Origin of the sequence: Mixta theicola, assembly GCF_002895925.1 — a bacterium.
Taxonomy (GTDB): domain Bacteria; phylum Pseudomonadota; class Gammaproteobacteria; order Enterobacterales; family Enterobacteriaceae; genus Mixta; species Mixta theicola.
Genome location: NZ_NWUO01000003.1, coordinates 41588 through 58675, shown reverse-complemented (window position 1 = coordinate 58675; position 17088 = coordinate 41588). Strand labels below are relative to the sequence as shown.

Below are 17088 nucleotides of genomic sequence, written 5' to 3'. Positions count from 1 at the left end.
TTAATGCAGGATTTTGGCCAGGAAATCTTTGGCGCGGTCGGAGCGCGGATCGGCAAAAAAGGCTTCTTTCTGGGTATCCTCAATAATTTTGCCTTCATCCATAAAGATGACCCGGTTAGCCACTTTGCGAGCAAAGCCCATTTCATGGGTAACCACCATCATCGTCATGCCTTCATGGGCCAGCTCCACCATCACATCCAGCACTTCGTTAATCATTTCAGGATCGAGCGCGGACGTCGGTTCGTCAAACAGCATGGCAACCGGATCCATACAGAGCGCGCGCGCAATGGCCACGCGCTGCTGCTGTCCGCCTGAGAGCTGGCCGGGGAATTTATTCGCGTGGGCGGAAAGGCCAACGCGATCCAACAGCTTCAGGCCTTTGTCGCGCGCCGCTTCCTTGTTGCGCTTCAGTACCTTTATCTGGGCCAGCGTCAGGTTTTCCACAATGCTGAGGTGAGGGAAAAGCTCAAAGTGCTGAAATACCATACCGACTTTTGCGCGCAGCTGGGCCAGATTGGTTTTTTTATCGTTTAGCTGGATCCCGTTGACTTCAATCGCGCCCTGCTGAATAGGTTCCAGTCCGTTTACGGTTTTGATTAGGGTTGATTTGCCGGAGCCGGAAGGGCCGCAAACCACCACCACTTCACCTTTATTCACCTGGGTTGAGCAATCGGTCAGCACCTGAAAGTGACCATACCACTTCGAAACGTTTTTCAGGGTAATCATTTATACCGTCCTTTTTCTTTTTAGATAGCTGACCAGCGTTGAAGCACTAATACTGATAATGAAATAAACCAGACCGGCAAACAGGATCATCTCCACCTGCGTACCGTCACGCTCGCCAATCGTAGAGGCGGTGCGGAAGAAATCGGCCAGGCTTAATACGTAAACCAGCGAGGTATCCTGAAACAGCACGATGCCCTGCGTCAGCAGCAGCGGCACCATGGCGCGAAATGCCTGCGGCAGAATAATCAGCCGCATGGTTTGGAGCGGCGTCATGCCCAGCGCCAGCCCGGCACTGGACTGTCCGCGTGAAATACTTTGAATACCGGCGCGGATGATTTCGGCATAGTAGGCCGCCTCAAACAGCGAAAAGGCCACCATGGCTGAAATCAGGCGAATATCGGTTTTGGGCGATAGCCCCAGCACCTGCTGTAAAAAGCTGGGCACCACCAGATAAAACCATAGCAGCACCATCACCAGCGGCACGGAGCGGAACAGGTTGACATACAGTTTGGCAAACCAGCCGATCGGCTTAAACGTTGAGAGGCGCATAACCGCCAGCAGAGTGCCCCAGAGAATGCCAAACACTATCGCCGTGACGGTGATTTTCAGGGTAATGATCAGGCCGCTAATCAGGTAAGGCAGGCTGGGGATAATGGAACTCCAGTCAAATTCGTACATCATTTACTCCCCATATTGCCGGGCAAACGCACCTTACGCTCAACGAGGCTCATCAACAGCATAATCACCAGATTAATGGCGATATAGGCGAGCGTAATGGCGGTAAAGGATTCGTAGGCATGGGCGGAATAGTCCAGCAGTTTGCCCGCCTGCGCTGCCATATCCACCAGGCCAATGGTGGAGGCGATAGCGGAGTTTTTTACCAGGTTCAGCATTTCCGACGTCATCGGCGGCACAATCACCCGATAAGCATTAGGCAGCAGAACATAGCGATAGGTTTGCGGCAGCGTTAACCCCAGCGCTAACCCAGCGTTCTGTTGCCCGCGCGGCAGTGACTGAATAGCCGCGCGCACCTGTTCACAAACGCGGGCGGCGGTAAAAAGGCCAAGACAGAGAGTTGAGGAGATAAAAAACTGCAGGTTAGGATCGAGTTCGGCCTTAAACCACATTCCCAAATCTTCACCGACCAGCTCCGGCGCCACCAGATACCAGAAAAAGAACTGAACGATTAAAGGAATATTTCGGAACAGCTCAACATAACAGGTGCCAATCGCTGACAGCAGGCGGCTGGGGGCAGTACGCAGAATGCCAAAAAAAGATCCGACAAAAAAGGCGATTATCCAGGCGCACAACGAGACGGTAACCGTGGTTTGCAACCCTGACCACAGCCAGCCGAGATAGGTGGTGTTTCCAAACGGGGCCTGTTCGAAGAAGATGCCCCAGTTCCAGTCAATACCCATAACAAACTCCGGTAAAAAAGGGTAGCTAAGCTACCCTGAAGATTGATGAGAGGCTCTCATGGAACGCGGGTCGGGGAACGACCGCCCCGCGCTGTCTGTCCGAGCCTGTTTTCAGCAATCGAGTGGGCGAGTCATCGCCCTGTTTTCATTATAATTAATTTAACGCTTTGTCGTTTGGCGTCTTAAACAGAGCTTTCATATCATCAGAAAGCGCAAAGTTCATATTGAGGTTTTTCGGTGGGATAGGCTGTTTAAACCAGGTATCAAACCATTTTTCCGCCTGCCCGGAGGTTTGCACTTTAGCGATGGTTTCATTGACCAGCGCTTTAAATGCAGGATCGTCTTTGCGCAACATACAGCCGTAAGCTTCTTTCGACTGCGGCGTGCCGACAATTTCCCAGTTATCCGGTTTTTTCGCTTTGGCGCGTTCACCGGCCAGCAGCGCATCGTCCATCATAAAGGCCACGGCGCGTCCCGTTTCCAGCGTGCGGAAGGAATCACCGTGATCTTTCGCGCTAATAATGCGCATCTCCATTTTTTTCTCATCGTTCAGCTTGTGCAGCAAAACTTCTGAGGTGGTGCCCGACGTCACGACCACGGTTTTGCCTTTCAGATCGTCGAAATCTTTAATCGGGCTGCCTTTTTTAACCAGCAGGCGCGTACCGATAATAAATACCGTATCGGAGAAGGCAGCCTGTTTCTGGCGCTCAAGGTTGTTGGTGGTGGAACCACACTCGAAATCGTAGGTACCGTTTTGCAGCAGGGGAATACGGTTCTGTGAGGTGACCGGCAGCATCTTCACCTGCAGATCGGGTTTGTTCAGCCTGGTCTTAATCGCATCGACAATAGCGTCAGAATAAGCCTGAGAGTAACCCACCACTTTCTGTTGGTTATCGTAATAAGAAAAGGGAACGGAAGACTCACGATGGCCGACAACAATCACGCCGTTATCATTAATTTTTTTCAGCGTACCGGTGAACTCTTCGGCCTGAACTGCGCCTGTTGCTGCGCTGAGCAACAGAAGAGACAGCGCCACTTTGCGCATCTGCATGTTCCAACTCCTTCGTCGTTTTGGCACCTAATTCAGGGACCGGGATAGGTTATTAATACCTGCCGCTTTTTTTGGGTTCCAGAACGGCTTCTGAATAGCTCTTAACATAGCGGAATGTTAACGTAATGAAACAAGAAAGTTTGTTTTTTGCGAAGTTCGCCGCACCAAATTAATGCATTTCCGCCTCTTTGCCCCAGCACGGAGCGTAAGCTGAACCTGAACGGGGCAAAAGCTGACGGGCTCCTTTAACAGAGACCGTAAATTGCGGCTTCGCGGTCAATACAATGCAAACGTTGTGCCAGTAAAGGTATGAAAAAAAGATGTCGTTTTGATGAAGGGCAGGAAAAAGGGGAGAGCAGGCGAAGCGTGAGCTTCGCCGGGGAAAATCAGCGGCTGGAGCGGCGCGCCGTAAAGATTGCGGCCAGCGCAAACAGCAGCGTTATCAGCCAGACGGTAATATTGCCGGTGCGTGCGTAGGGCGTCAGGCCGGTTGTCGGCGTAACTTTCGCCTCCAGTACCTGACGGGTAAACTGCGGGATAATATGCTGCACTTCGCCGTTGGCGCCAACAATCGCGGTTACGCCGTTATTGGTGCTGCGTAATAACGGGCGGCCCAGTTCCAGAGCGCGCATACGTGCCATCTGGAAGTGCTGCCACGGGCCAACAGAATGGCCAAACCAGGCATCGTTAGAGACCGTTAGCAGAAAATCCGTGCGCGGACTGAAGTTATCCCTGACCTGCTGGCCCAGCACAATTTCATAGCAGATAGCGGTGGTCAGGTTATAGCCTGCCGCCTGCAGCTGCGGCTGAATATAGTCGCCGCGGCTGAATGAGGACATCGGCAAATCAAAGAAGGGAGCCAGCGGACGCAGCAACGCCTCCAGCGGCACAAACTCACCAAAAGGCACCAGATGATTCTTCTGGTAACGATTGCCGCCGTAGTAGTTGTAGGGCTGTTTCCCGCCCAGCACGATTACCGAGTTGTAATCGTGATAGCGGTTGCCTTCCAGGCGTGAATCCACAATGCCGGTAATGAGCGTGCTGCTACCGGTATGGAGAGCATCATCCAGCCCGTGTAAAAACGGCTGCTGGTTAACTTCCAGATCGGAAACAGCGGATTCTGGCCAAATAATAATGGGCGCTTTGCCCATATACTGACGCGCCATGTCACGGTAGATGCGCAGCGTATTACGCAGCTGTTCCGGGTCCCATTTCAGCGACTGTGGAATGTTTCCCTGCACCAGCGCCACATTTACCGCCCGCGCAGGCTGCGGCTGATACCAGCTAATGTAACGTAGCGGCCAGGGCAGCAGCAGCAGCGCCAGCGCCGCCAGCGCCGGCCACAGGCGTCGCTGCGTTAACGCATAAACTGCCAGCCCGGCGATAATCATCAGCAAGAAGGTAACGCCTTCCACGCCGGTCAGCGGGGCCAGCCCTTTCAGCGGGCCGTCAATCTGGCTATAGCCGAACTGCAGCCAGGGAAAACCGGTCAGGATCCAGCCGCGCAAAAATTCACTTACCTGCCAGGCGACCGGTGCCAGCAACGCCAGCCTTAATAAGGTAGCTTGCGGGCTAAGACGGTTAACCACGGCGGCAAACAGCAGCGGATAGAGCGCCAGATAAGCGGCCAGCAAAATAACCAACAGGACATTGACCGGGCCAGGCATGCCGCCAAAGGTCGCAATGCTGACGTATACCCAGTTTATGCCGCTGCCAAACAGGCCAAAACCCCAGGCGAAGCCAATAGCGGCGGCCTGCGGCGTTGTTCGTTGTAAGGTGAGCGCCTGTAAGCCGATCAGCGACAGCAGCGCGGCAGGCCAAAAATCATAAGGGGAAAAAGCCAGCGTGCCGACTGCTCCGGCACATAAAGCCAGCAGCAGGCGAACCTGCTGACGGGCATAAACAGAGGCAATAGCCATAAGTGTGTTATTCATCCAGAATCAGGCAATAGCCATAAAAAGCGTTATTCTTCCAGCACAGGCAGCGGGGCGTTTTCCGGTATTCTTACATGCACCTGAATGATACGACGGCTGTCCGCCATCGCGACTTTAAACTGATAGCCTTCAATGTCGATGCTTTCACCACGCGCCGGCAGATGACCAAAAGCCTGCATGACCAGACCACCGATAGTATCTACCTCTTCATCGCTAAACTGCGTTTCAAAGGCTTCATTGAAATCTTCAATCGGCGTCAGCGCACGAATGGTATAGGCGTGACGACTAAGCTGACGAATATCACGATCTTCTTCATCATCATATTCATCTTCAATTTCACCCACGATCAGCTCAAGAATATCTTCAATAGTCACCAGGCCTGAAACGCCGCCAAACTCATCGATAACGATCGCCATATGGTAGCGCTGGGAGCGAAACTCTTTCAGCATGCGGTCCACACGCTTACTTTCAGGGACGACGACCGCCGGACGTAGCACTTTTTCCATGCTGAAAGGCTCTGATCCACTGCTCATAAACGGCAGTAAATCCTTCGCCATCAGGATCCCTTCGACATGATCTTTATCTTCGCTAATTACCGGGAAGCGAGAATGGGCTGACTCAACGATGACCTGCAGGCACTCTTCGAGGCTTTGATTACGTTTCAGCGTAATCATTTGCGAGCGGGGGATCATAATATCGCGGACGCGCTGCTCAGCAATATCCATGACGCCTTCCAGCATGTCACGCGTATCCGGATCGATCAGTTCGTTCTGTTCGGAATCACGAATGAGTTCCAACAGTTCTTCACGGTTTTTAGGCTCACCATGAAAAAGCTGGTTGAGGATGAGGGAAAAAAAGCCCTTTTTACTACTGGGACTGTCGCTGTTTTGTGAATGGTCGTCGCTCATGGCGTTCTGGTATGGGTCTCTCTTTATGAGGATCGGCCTGCCAGCCTTTGCCGGCAGGATTTAACAACAGGCGGCCGTTACGGCGCCTCTTTCTCCGAAATGTACGGATCGGGATAACCAAGAGCAAGCATTATCTCAGTCTCCAGCGATTCCATCTCTTCGGCTTCATCATCTTCTATATGATCGTAACCCAGCAAATGCAGGGTGCCGTGGATAACCATGTGCGCCCAGTGCGCTTCCAGCGCTTTCTCTTGCTCGGCGGCTTCCTGCTCGACGACCTGACGACAAATCACCAGATCGCCCAGCAGCGGCAATTCTATGCCGGGCGGCGCTTCAAAAGGAAAAGAGAGCACGTTGGTCGGCTTATCTTTACCGCGCCAGGTCAGGTTAAGATCGTGACTTTCCGCTTCGTCCACCACGCGAATGGTGACTTCGCTTTCGGGCTGAAACTGCAGCAGCACCGCTTCCAGCCAGCGACGGAAATCCGCTTCGCCCGGCAGGCCGCTGGACTGCTCGCAGGCCAGCTGTAAATCGAGAATTACCTGACTCATTTCTGTTCCTGTGCTGCTGTCTGCGCTTCGCGCTTACGTTCTTCGGCCAGCTTATCGCGGCGCTTTTGATCGGCCTCTTCCCAGGCCTCATAGGCCGTTACGATGCGGGCGACAACCGGATGACGCACCACGTCTTCGCTGTGGAAGAAGTTAAAGCTGATCTCTTCGACGTTAGACAGCACTTCGATCGCATGGCGCAGGCCGGACTTAGCGTTGCGCGGCAGGTCGATTTGGGTAATGTCGCCGGTAATAACCGCTTTGGAGTTAAAACCGATGCGCGTCAGAAACATCTTCATCTGCTCGATAGTGGTATTCTGGCTCTCGTCGAGAATGATAAACGCATCATTCAACGTGCGGCCGCGCATATAGGCCAGCGGCGCTACCTCAATCACGTTACGCTCAATCAGCTTTTCTACGCGCTCAAAGCCCAACATTTCGAACAGCGCGTCATACAGCGGGCGCAGATAGGGATCGACCTTCTGGCTTAAATCACCGGGCAAAAAGCCCAGCTTTTCACCCGCTTCGACGGCCGGACGCGTCAGCAGAATACGGCGTATCTCCTGGCGCTCAAGCGCATCAACCGCAGCAGCTACCGCCAGATAGGTTTTACCCGTACCCGCCGGGCCAACGCCGAAGGTAATGTCATGGTCGAGGATGTTAGCAATATACTGCGCCTGATTCGGCGTTCGTGGCTTAATAACACCGCGTTTTGTTTTGATGTTCACCGCTTTGCCATATTCAGGCACGCTTTCTGCCGTCTGTTCCAGCACCCGGCTCTCTTTAATGGACAGATGGATCTGTTCCGGCTCGATGTCCGGGATAACGCCGCGCACCGGCGCGGTATCCACGTACAGATTACGCAGAATGTCCACGGCGGCGTTAACGCAGAGCGCGCGTCCTGTCAGCTTAAAGCTGTGATCGCGGTGGCTGATTTCAATGCCCAGCCGCCGCTCCAGTTGCTTTACGTTATCGTCAAAAGGACCACACAGGCTCAGCAACCGATTATTATCAGCGGGTTCTAATTCTATTTCGCGAGTTTCGATATTCAAACTAATCCTTTGGGTCGCTCAGGGCCAGGTTGATAATTAACAGGGGCTTGCTGCCTGTTATGCAGGCGAACCATAGCAAAAGTATTTATGGCGTGACCGAAAGGCGCAAGCTGTAAAGCCGATATTTGGGCGCTGCTTTCAGAAAGCAAGTGTAATGAAGTGAAATTGTACGGTGGGCAAGCGCTGCCCACCGTGGAATGGCTGAATATCAAGGCTGGAAAATGGCGACGCCAATTTCATTTTCTTTACGGGTACGCGCAATCACGGAAGCCGGGCTTTCTGCAACGCGCAGGCCCATCTCTTCCTCCGTGCGAACGACCACGCCGCGCAGAGAGTTAGAATAAACGTCAACGATTTCCACATCGACGAATTTACCTATCAGCTCCGGAGTGCCTTCAAAGTTCACCACGCGGTTATTTTCCGTACGGCCTGATAGCTCCATCACGTTTTTACGCGACGGCCCTTCAACCAGAATACGCTGAACGCTGCCCATCATCCGACGGCTCCATGCCATAGCCTGCTGGTTAATGCGATCCTGAAGGATATAGAGACGCTGCTTTTTCTCTTCTTCGCTAACATCGTCCGGCAGATCGGCCGCCGGCGTGCCAGGACGCGCAGAATAGATAAAGCTGAAGCTCATATCGAAGTTAACGTCGGCAATCAGCTTCATGGTTTTCTCAAAGTCTTCCTGCGTTTCGCCAGGGAAGCCGATGATAAAGTCAGAGCTGATTTGAATATTCGGACGCGCTTCTTTCAGCTTGCGGATAATCGCTTTGTATTCCAACGCCGTATGGGCACGCTTCATCAGCGTCAGGATGCGATCGGCGCCGCTCTGTACCGGCAAATGCAGGAAACTCACCAGCTCCGGCGTATCGCGATAGACGTCGACAATATCGTCGGTGAACTCGATCGGATGGCTGGTGGTGAAGCGAATGCGATCGATACCGTCAATAGCGGCCACCAGACGCAGCAGCTCGGCAAAAGAACAGATACCGCCATCAAAAGCCGGACCGCGATAAGCGTTCACATTTTGGCCCAGCAGGTTAACTTCACGTACGCCCTGGGCGGCAAGCTGGGCAATTTCCAGCAGAATATCGTCACAGGGACGGCTAACTTCTTCACCGCGGGTATAAGGCACCACGCAGAAAGTACAGTATTTGTTGCAGCCTTCCATAATGGAAACGAACGCGCTCGGGCCTTCAGCGCGCGGCTCGGGCAGGCGGTCAAACTTCTCAATTTCCGGGAAGCTGATATCCACCACCGGACTTTTCGATCCGCGCACGGTATTGATCATTTCCGGCAGGCGGTGCAGGGTTTGCGGTCCGAAGACAATATCGACATAGCTGGCGCGCTGACGAATATGGTCACCTTCCTGCGAGGCGACGCAGCCACCCACGCCAATAATTAATTCAGGGTTACGCTCTTTCAGCGTTTTCCAGCGGCCCAGCTGATGAAAGACTTTCTCCTGTGCCTTTTCGCGGATAGAGCAGGTATTAAGTAGCAGAATATCAGCTTCTTCCGCCACTTCCGTGAGGGTATAGCCGTGCGTACTCTCCAGCAGGTCGGCCATTTTAGATGAATCGTATTCGTTCATCTGACAGCCCCAGGTTTTGATATGCAGTTTTTTACTCATCTAACGTGCCATTTATCAGTGCAGGAAGGATTGCAGGGCGCGTATTGTAATGCTTTGCTGCTGTTGTGACCAGCGTATCGGCTTTTCTGTTTTCCGCGCGATTTCCGGTACACTTTAACGTAACGGGCTCGCGGACCTGTCGCAGCGAGACGGCAGGGCACAAAAGGATAAATTTATGCATCAAACGCAATTCGATGTCGTGGTGGTTGGCGGAGGTATGGTTGGCGCGGCGCTGGCAAGCGGGCTGACGCAGCAGGGCTTTCAGGTTGCCGTGCTGGAGCGGGACGTTCCGCCGGCTTACAATCCTGATGCGCCGCCGGATATTCGCATTTCCGCCATCGGCTGCGCCTCGGTGGACTTACTCAAACAGCTGGAGGTTTGGCCGGGCGTTCAGCAAATGCGCTGCGCGCCCTATCGTAAGCTGGAGACCTGGGAATGGCAGACGGCGCGCGTACAGTTTGATGCCGAAAGCCTTGGGCTGCCGGAGCTGGGTTACATGGTGGAGAATTCTGTGCTGCAGCTGGCGCTGTGGCAGCGTTTGCAGCAGCAGCCGGTTACGCTGTTCGCGCCGGCAAAATTAAATGCGCTGCAGCAGCATAATGGCGGCTGGCAGCTGGCGCTGGAGGATGGTCAGACGCTAACGACCCGGCTGGTGATTGGTGCCGATGGGGCGAACTCTCAGGTGCGCCAGCTCACCGGCATCGGCATTCAGGGCTGGAACTACAGTCAGTCCTGTATGCTGATAAGCGTGGAGCTGGAGCATGCGGCGGGCGATACCACCTGGCAACATTTTACGCCGGATGGCCCCCATGCGCTGCTGCCGCTGTTCGATCGCTGGGCATCGCTGGTCTGGTATGACAACCCGGCCCGTATTCGCCAGCTGCAGGCGCTGACGCCAGAACAGCTGCAAAAAGAGGTAGAGCGCTGTTTCCCGGCGCGGCTGGGACGTTTTCGCGTACAGCAGGCCGCCTCCTTCCCGTTAGTGCGTCGTCACGCCAGCCGTTATGTTTTACCGGGGCTGGCGTTGGTGGGCGATGCGGCGCACACCATCAATCCGCTGGCCGGGCAGGGCGTTAATCTGGGCTACCGCGACGTTGACGCGCTGATTGAGGTTTTAACCACGGCGCGCAATCAGGCGGAGGAGTGGTCTTCAGAACGGGTACTGCTGCGTTATCAACGCCAGCGGCAAAAAGATAATCTGCTGATGCAGAGCGGTATGGATCTGTTTTATTTCGCGTTCAGCAACCGTCTGCCGCCGCTGCGCGTGCTGCGCAATGTAGGGCTGATGGCGGCAGAGCATGCCGGCGTTCTGAAGCGTCAGGCGCTGCGTTACGCGCTGGGGCTGTAAACGAGACGGGCGGAAGGAGCCGCCCGATAAAAAGCCTGACGCACAGACGCAAAAAAGCCCGCAGAAGCGGGCTTTTTTACACTGTTTGGCTGGGGTGCAGGGATTCGAACCCCGGAATGCCGGAATCAGAATCCGGTGCCTTACCGCTTGGCGACACCCCAATAAATTGGGATAAACAGTTTGTATTTGGCTGGGGTACGAGGATTCGAACCTCGGAATGCCGGAATCAGAATCCGGTGCCTTACCGCTTGGCGATACCCCAATAAAATGGTGGCTACGACGGGAATCGAACCTGTGACCCCAGCATTATGAGTGCTGTGCTCTAACCAGCTGAGCTACGTAGCCAAATTTTATTGCTTTCTGATGTGGCTGGGATACCTGGATTCGAACCAGGGAATGCCGGTATCAAAAACCGGTGCCTTACCGCTTGGCGATATCCCAAGATCCGATCATGCATCAGTTTTACATCAGAAATATGGCTGGGGTACCTGGATTCGAACCAGGGAATGCCGGTATCAAAAACCGGTGCCTTACCGCTTGGCGATACCCCATCCGCTAGCCGATGATTGAAATGGTGCGGGAGGCGAGACTTGAACTCGCACACCTTGCGGCGCCAGAACCTAAATCTGGTGCGTCTACCAATTTCGCCACTCCCGCAAAAAAGATGGTGGCTACGACGGGAATCGAACCTGTGACCCCAGCATTATGAGTGCTGTGCTCTAACCAGCTGAGCTACGTAGCCATCTTTTTTCGCGCTACCTTCATCGGCGTTGCGGGGCGCATTATGCGTATTGCACTCAATAGCGTCAACAAGTTTTTTGTCGTTTTTTGCCATTCGCGCATCGTTTGACTGGCTTGTAACCAGCATGATGATAAAAACGACAATTTTCGATCGTAACACCGCCAGAGGCAATAAAAAACGGGCCGCGCGGGCCCGTTTTTACCAGTGATATCAGGTTGATTATTTATAGGCGGACTGGTGTACGCCAACAGCGCGACCAGACGGATCGTCCATGCTTTTAAACGCCTCATCCCACTCAATGGCTTTTGCGGAAGAGCAGGCCACTGACGGACCGCCAGGGACGCATTCAGCCGCGCTCGGCAGCGGGAACAGCTCTTCAAAGATCTCGCGGTAGAGATAAGCTTCTTTTGACGCTGGCGTGTTGTACGGGAAGCGATAGCGTGCGGTCTGCAGCTGCTGATCGCTCACCTGCTGTGCGGCCACCTCTTTTAGCGTATCAATCCAGCTGTAGCCTACGCCGTCAGAGAACTGCTCTTTCTGACGCCAGGCCACGCTTTCCGGCAGGTAAGAGGAGAAGCATTCACGCAGAATATGCTTTTCCATCTTGCCGTTGCTGCCGCACATTTTATCCTGTGGGTTGATGCGCATTGCCACGTCGAGGAATTTTTTATCGAGGAAGGGCACTCGCGCTTCCACGCCCCAGGCGGACATCGCCTTGTTGGCGCGCGCGCAGTCATACATATGCAGCGCCAACAGCTTACGGACGTTTTCTTCATGGAACTCTTTAGCGTTCGGCGCCTTGTGGAAATAGAGGTAGCCGCCAAACACCTCATCGGCGCCTTCACCGGACAGCACCATTTTAATGCCCATCGCTTTAATCTTACGCGACATCAAATACATCGGCGTTGACGCGCGGATAGTGGTGACGTCATAAGTTTCAATGTGATAAATCACATCGCGAATCGCATCCAGCCCTTCCTGTACGGTAAAGTGAATTTCATGATGCACCGTACCCAGGTGATCGGCGACAGCCTTTGCCGCTTTCAGATCGGGTGAGCCTTCAAGGCCGATCGCGAAAGAGTGCAGCTGTGGCCACCAGGCATCGCTCTTATCCTGATCTTCCACGCGCTTCGCAGCAAAGCGTTTCGTTACCGCTGAGATAATTGAGGAATCCAGCCCGCCAGAGAGCAGGACGCCATACGGCACGTCGGACATCAGATGGCTTTTAACCGATTCTTCCAGCGCATTTTTCAGCGCGGTCGCGTCGGTGGTGTTATCGGCGACGCTGTCATATTCCATCCAGTCACGCTGATAGTAACGACGGATTTCGCCGTCGGTGCTGGAAAGGTAGCTTCCCGGCGGGAATTCTTTAATGGTGCGGCATACCGGCACCAGCGCTTTCATTTCTGAAGCAACAAACAGGTTGCCATGTTCATCGTTGCCCATATACAGCGGAATAATGCCGATATGATCGCGGCCAATCAGCCAGCTTTTCTTTTCGCTATCGTACAGGATGAAGGCGAACATGCCCTGCAGATCATCGAGAAAATCAACGCCTTTTTCCTGATACAGCGCCAGAATCACTTCACAGTCAGAGCCGGTCTGGAACGCATAGCGATCGCTTAGCTCCGCACGCAGCGCCTGGTGGTTATAAATTTCGCCGTTGACGGCCAGAACGTGAGTATGTGCTGCGTTGTACAGAGGCTGCGCGCCGTTGTTAACGTCAACAATCGACAAACGTTCATGGGCCAGAATGGCATGCTCATCAGCATAGACGCCGGACCAGTCCGGGCCACGATGGCGCATAAGGCGTGAAAGTTCTAACGCTTTTTTACGCAGTTCCGCAGCGTCGCTTTTCAAATCGAGTACACCGAAGATTGAACACATAACCGACTCCTGATCTCACCTAAATGGTGATGTTTTCATTAAGTGATATTGAATTAGCAACGCCTGTCGTTGCGTGATGTATAAGAAAATGCTCTATTTGGTGCATGTAATGCAAGCGATTTCCCTTTTTCTTGATAAAAAGGTTGTTGCCATGCGCTTGATATTAGATTTCATCTAATTAAATGAGCAGATAATTGCAGTATCGGCAAAAAATGCAGAAAGTTGAGTAAAAAATAACCTCATCTGAACGAGGCGCAAAAAAAACCAGCCGTGAATGGCTGGCGTTAACCGTTATTCTTCCAGAAGATGCTGGAGCAGGCTGCCATTTAGCATGGCGCGTTTTGCCAGCGCAAAAGCGCCGATGGCGGAGCGATGATCCAACTCTGAGCGCACCACCGGCAGATTTTTACGAAACTCCTTTAACGCTTGCGCATTAATACAGCTTTCAATCGCCGGGAACAGCACCTTTTCCGCTTCGGTAATTTCGCCTGCCAGCACGATTTTCTGCGGATTAAACAGATTAATCACAATCGCAATCGCTTTACCCAGATAACGCCCGGCATGCTCAATCACTTCCGTAGCCAGCGCATCACCGCGATTAGCCGCTTTGCAAATGGCCTGAATCGAGCAATCATCCGGCGACAGCGTGCTGGGATAACCCTGCTGCTGCAGACGGCGTACCCGATTTTCAAGCGCGCTATTGGCGGCAATGGTTTCCAGACAGCCAAAGTTGCCGCAGTGGCAGCGTTCGCCCAGCGGATCCACCTGAATATGACCAATTTCCCCTACGTTGCCGTTGCTGCCGAGGAAAATATGGCCGTTAGTGATAATGCCAGCCCCGGTGCCACGATGTAAGCGCACCAAAATAGAATCCGCGCAGTCACGGCTTGCACCAAAATAGTGTTCCGCCAGCGCCAGGCTGCGAATGTCATGACCGACAAAGCTGGTGACGTTAAAACGCTGTTTAAGGTTGGCCACCAGCGGCCAGTTATTGACCGTGATATGAGGCATATAGCGAATGATGCCGTTATTCGGATCGACCAGGCCGGGCAAAATGATCGAGATAGCGATCAGCTCCCGCAGCTTACGCTGATGAACCCCATTAAAGTGCTCGATGGCGTTAAAAAGCGCATGTTCCAGCGTTTCCTGGGTGCGCTCCGGCAGCGGATAATGCTCCTCCGCCAAAGATTTACCGCTCAGGTCGTAGAGCGTTAGCGTGGCGTCGTTACGCCCAAGACGGACGCCGATGGTATGAAAGCCACGGGTTTCGGTAACGATGGAAATGGCGCGGCGACCGCCGGTAGAGGCCTGCTGATCGACTTCTTTAATCAGGCCGCGCTCAATAAGCTGACGGGTAATTTTTGTGACGCTGGCTGGCGCAAGCTGGCTATGTTCCGCAATCTGAATACGAGAAATCGGCCCCAACTGATCGATAAGGCGATAAACCGCTGCGCTATTTAACTGCTTTACGAGATCGACATTGCCTATTTGTGCCTGGCCGCCAGTGGTCATCAATGATTACTCGCTGAAGACTTCGTTACCGTTAACGATAGTCTTGATAATATGATAATCGCGCGTAAAAACGGTCAGGTTTGCTACTTTTCCAGCTTCAATCGAGCCTAACTGTTTATCCACGCCCATTGCGCGGGCTGGATAAAGCGTCGCCATACGCAACGTTTCGTCCAGTGAAATGCCGACGTGTTCAACGCAGTTTTGCACTGCCTCGATCATGGTTAGCGCCGATCCACTGAGCGTCTCATTTTCGTCAACGCACAGCCCGTTCCGATAGTATATTGTTTTACCGGCAAAAATGAACCGATCAATGGTCGCACCAGCTGGCGCGGTGGCGTCAGTCACCAGAACCAGCTTATCGCCTTTGATACGTTTCGCATTGCGCACGTTAGCGTAGTGAACGTGCAGGCCATCGGCAATAATGCCGCAGTAAACCTCTGGCGTATCAAGCAGCGCGCCGATTAAACCGGGTTCGCGTCCGGTAGTGGTCGGCATGGCGTTATATAAATGGGTGGCAAAGCTGATGCCGGCGGCGAAACCGCTACGCGCTTCATCATAGGTTGCGTGAGAGTGCCCGGCGGAAACGACAATGCCGGCATCGCACAGCTGACGAATCACCTGCGGGCCCGCCATTTCAGGCGCAAGGGTAATTTTGGTAATCACCTCGGCGTTATCGCACAGGAATTTGATTACCGCCGGATCGGGTTTACGAATCAATTCTGAACGGTGGGTGCCTTTTTTCGCCACATTCAACCACGGGCCTTCAAGGTGCAGACCAAGCGCCTGATGCGGATGATGTTCCAGCCAGCTGCGCATCACCTCGACTGCCCGCACCATCAGCTCATCGCTGCTGGTAATCAGGGTCGGGAGAAAGCTGGTGCAGCCTGACTTTTCATTTGTTTTTTGCATAATAGCCAGGGTTTCCAGGCTAAGCGCATCAATATCATCATTAAACTGGACGCCGCCGCAGCCATTCAGCTGAACGTCAATAAAGCCGGGAGCAACGATTGCGCCACTCACGTCGCGCTGTTCACATTCAGCCGGAAGCTCATCGTGAGGACAGACACGTTCAATCAGGCCGTTATTGATAATAACAGCGTGATTATCCAGGATCTCATGGCCGGTAAACAGGCGGCCATTTACTAAAGCATACATAATATTCTCCCGACTCAAGGCGGCATCTGTCCGGTACGTTGACCGGACAGTGGGTTAAATCCAGTGGTTATAAATCCTGCATATTTTCCGCTTCCATTTCGCGGAAATATTTGACCGTTTTTACCTTCAGTTCCATGGTGGCTGGCTCATCGCAAACCACTACGGCTTTAGGATGAAGCTGCAGACAGCTAATGGTCCACATATGGTTAACGTTGCCTTCTACCGCTGCCTGTAGCGCCTGCGCCTTCACGTTGCCGGTCACCAGAATCATCACTTCTTCGGCATCCAACAGCGTGCCAACGCCCACCGTTAAGGCATATTTCGGTACCTGATCCACATCGCCATCAAAAAAGCGTGAGTTAGCTACGCGGGTATCATGCGTCAGCGTTTTAATACGGGTGCGGGATGCCAGCGAAGAAGCCGGTTCGTTAAAGGCGATATGACCATCATTGCCTACGCCGCCCATAAACAGGTGGATTTTTCCATAGGCGCGAATTTTTTCTTCATACTGACGACATTCTGCGTCAATATCCGCAGCATTTCCATTAAGAAGATTGATGTTTTCTCGCGGAATATCAACGTGATCGAAAAAATTACGATACATAAAGCTGTGGTAGCTTTCAGGATGTTCTTTCGGCAAACCGACATATTCATCCATATTAAAGGTGACGACATGCTGGAAGCTAACCTGGCCCGCTTTATGCATTGCAATTAAATGCTTATAGGCTTCCAGCGGCGTGCCGCCGGTAGGCAGACCCAGGATAAAAGGACGTTCACGGGTGGGTTTAAACGCGTTAATACGATTTACGATATGACGTGCGGCCCATTTGCCTACCTGAGAAGCATTTGCCAGCGGAATTAGTCTCATGTTTGACCTCGTTTAAGTAGTAGTATTCAAACCGGTTATGGACGGATAAACCGCATCATCTAAGCGTATTTCGATCTATTAGCATTTACCGCAAAAAGATCGCCGTCCTGATATTTTTAATCATAAAATAAGTACAAAAAGATAACCAGCATTATGCGGCCTGGAAAGAAGTTTATGGTGACAACTGTCACATACAGAGCGGTTTTAATTTGCGAAGCGAATTAAATTCTTTTTACACTGCAGCGCATGCTGTACTTTCGTTAGGTTATTTGGAGTATGTGATAATAAAAGTAACAGCTTCAGACG

14 protein-coding genes and 7 tRNA genes are annotated in these 17088 nt (G+C 52.9%); 1 reads left to right on the top strand and 20 read right to left on the bottom strand.

All coding sequences use genetic code 11. The features are described 5' to 3' along the window. From COO59_RS05160 to miaB, 9 genes are all read right to left on the bottom strand, one after another. Entirely contained in the window at positions 1 to 726 is a 726-nt protein-coding gene (locus COO59_RS05160; RefSeq protein WP_103058761.1) for an amino acid ABC transporter ATP-binding protein, read from the bottom strand. Next, the gene (gene gltK / locus COO59_RS05155; RefSeq protein WP_103059016.1) at positions 727 to 1404 is read right to left on the bottom strand and encodes a glutamate/aspartate ABC transporter permease GltK; all 678 of its coding nucleotides are present in this window, start codon (positions 1402 to 1404) and stop codon (positions 727 to 729) included. After that, complete coding sequence (locus COO59_RS05150) at positions 1404 to 2144, bottom strand: amino acid ABC transporter permease (protein ID WP_103058760.1); 741 nt, start codon at positions 2142 to 2144, stop codon at positions 1404 to 1406. Before COO59_RS05150 ends, gltK begins: the two co-directional genes overlap by 1 nt. A gap of 154 nt (positions 2145 to 2298) precedes the next feature. Beyond that, a complete protein-coding gene (locus COO59_RS05145; RefSeq protein WP_103058759.1) occupies positions 2299 to 3195 on the bottom strand; it encodes an amino acid ABC transporter substrate-binding protein in 897 nt (298 codons plus the stop codon). A 386-nt stretch (positions 3196 to 3581) separates the two neighbouring features. Next, positions 3582 to 5114: an apolipoprotein N-acyltransferase gene (gene lnt / locus COO59_RS05140; RefSeq protein ID WP_103058758.1), complete on the bottom strand. Its 1533-nt coding sequence runs from the start codon at positions 5112 to 5114 to the stop codon at positions 3582 to 3584. Positions 5115 to 5158: 44 nt separating this feature from the next. Further along, on the bottom strand, positions 5159 to 6037 hold the full coding sequence (gene corC / locus COO59_RS05135) for a CNNM family magnesium/cobalt transport protein CorC (RefSeq protein WP_103058757.1): 879 nt from the start codon (positions 6035 to 6037) through the stop codon (positions 5159 to 5161). A gap of 77 nt (positions 6038 to 6114) precedes the next feature. Further along, positions 6115 to 6588: an rRNA maturation RNase YbeY gene (gene ybeY, locus COO59_RS05130; RefSeq protein ID WP_103058756.1), complete on the bottom strand. Its 474-nt coding sequence runs from the start codon at positions 6586 to 6588 to the stop codon at positions 6115 to 6117. After that, a complete protein-coding gene (locus COO59_RS05125; RefSeq protein WP_103058755.1) occupies positions 6585 to 7637 on the bottom strand; it encodes a PhoH family protein in 1053 nt (350 codons plus the stop codon). The genes ybeY and COO59_RS05125 overlap by 4 nt, the downstream gene beginning before the upstream one ends. A 208-nt stretch (positions 7638 to 7845) precedes the next feature. After that, positions 7846 to 9270, bottom strand: a complete 1425-nt coding sequence (miaB, locus tag COO59_RS05120) for a tRNA (N6-isopentenyl adenosine(37)-C2)-methylthiotransferase MiaB (protein ID WP_103058754.1) — start codon at positions 9268 to 9270, stop codon at positions 7846 to 7848. Positions 9271 to 9445: 175 nt separating this feature from the next. Here miaB and ubiF point away from each other — a divergent pair, with 175 nt between their 5' ends. After that, entirely contained in the window at positions 9446 to 10618 is a 1173-nt protein-coding gene (gene ubiF, locus COO59_RS05115; protein WP_103058753.1) for a 3-demethoxyubiquinol 3-hydroxylase, read from the top strand. A gap of 86 nt (positions 10619 to 10704) precedes the next feature. Here ubiF and COO59_RS05110 read toward each other — a convergent pair. The 11 genes from COO59_RS05110 to nagB all read right to left on the bottom strand — a co-directional run bounded on the left by COO59_RS05110 (position 10705) and on the right by nagB (position 16782). Further along, positions 10705 to 10779, bottom strand: a tRNA-Gln gene (locus tag COO59_RS05110). Positions 10780 to 10805: 26 nt separating this feature from the next. Next, positions 10806 to 10880 (bottom strand) — tRNA-Gln (locus COO59_RS05105). Between the two features lie 6 nt (positions 10881 to 10886). After that, positions 10887 to 10963, bottom strand: a tRNA-Met gene (locus tag COO59_RS05100). A 21-nt stretch (positions 10964 to 10984) separates the two neighbouring features. After that, positions 10985 to 11059, bottom strand: a tRNA-Gln gene (locus COO59_RS05095). 35 nt (positions 11060 to 11094) lie between these two features. Then, a tRNA-Gln gene (locus COO59_RS05090) sits at positions 11095 to 11169 on the bottom strand. 21 nt (positions 11170 to 11190) lie between these two features. Beyond that, positions 11191 to 11275, bottom strand: a tRNA-Leu gene (locus COO59_RS05085). Positions 11276 to 11283: 8 nt separating this feature from the next. Next, a tRNA-Met gene (locus tag COO59_RS05080) sits at positions 11284 to 11360 on the bottom strand. Positions 11361 to 11579: 219 nt separating this feature from the next. Further along, positions 11580 to 13247: an asparagine synthase B gene (asnB, locus tag COO59_RS05075; protein WP_103058752.1), complete on the bottom strand. Its 1668-nt coding sequence runs from the start codon at positions 13245 to 13247 to the stop codon at positions 11580 to 11582. Positions 13248 to 13538: 291 nt separating this feature from the next. Further along, positions 13539 to 14759, bottom strand: a complete 1221-nt coding sequence (nagC, locus tag COO59_RS05070; RefSeq protein WP_103058751.1) for a DNA-binding transcriptional regulator NagC — start codon at positions 14757 to 14759, stop codon at positions 13539 to 13541. A 6-nt stretch (positions 14760 to 14765) separates the two neighbouring features. Next, positions 14766 to 15914, bottom strand: coding sequence for an N-acetylglucosamine-6-phosphate deacetylase (gene nagA / locus COO59_RS05065; protein ID WP_103058750.1), 1149 nt, complete (start codon positions 15912 to 15914; stop codon positions 14766 to 14768). A gap of 67 nt (positions 15915 to 15981) precedes the next feature. Further along, a complete protein-coding gene (gene nagB, locus COO59_RS05060) occupies positions 15982 to 16782 on the bottom strand; it encodes a glucosamine-6-phosphate deaminase (protein WP_103058749.1) in 801 nt (266 codons plus the stop codon). Between the last annotated feature and the right edge of the window lie 306 nt (positions 16783 to 17088).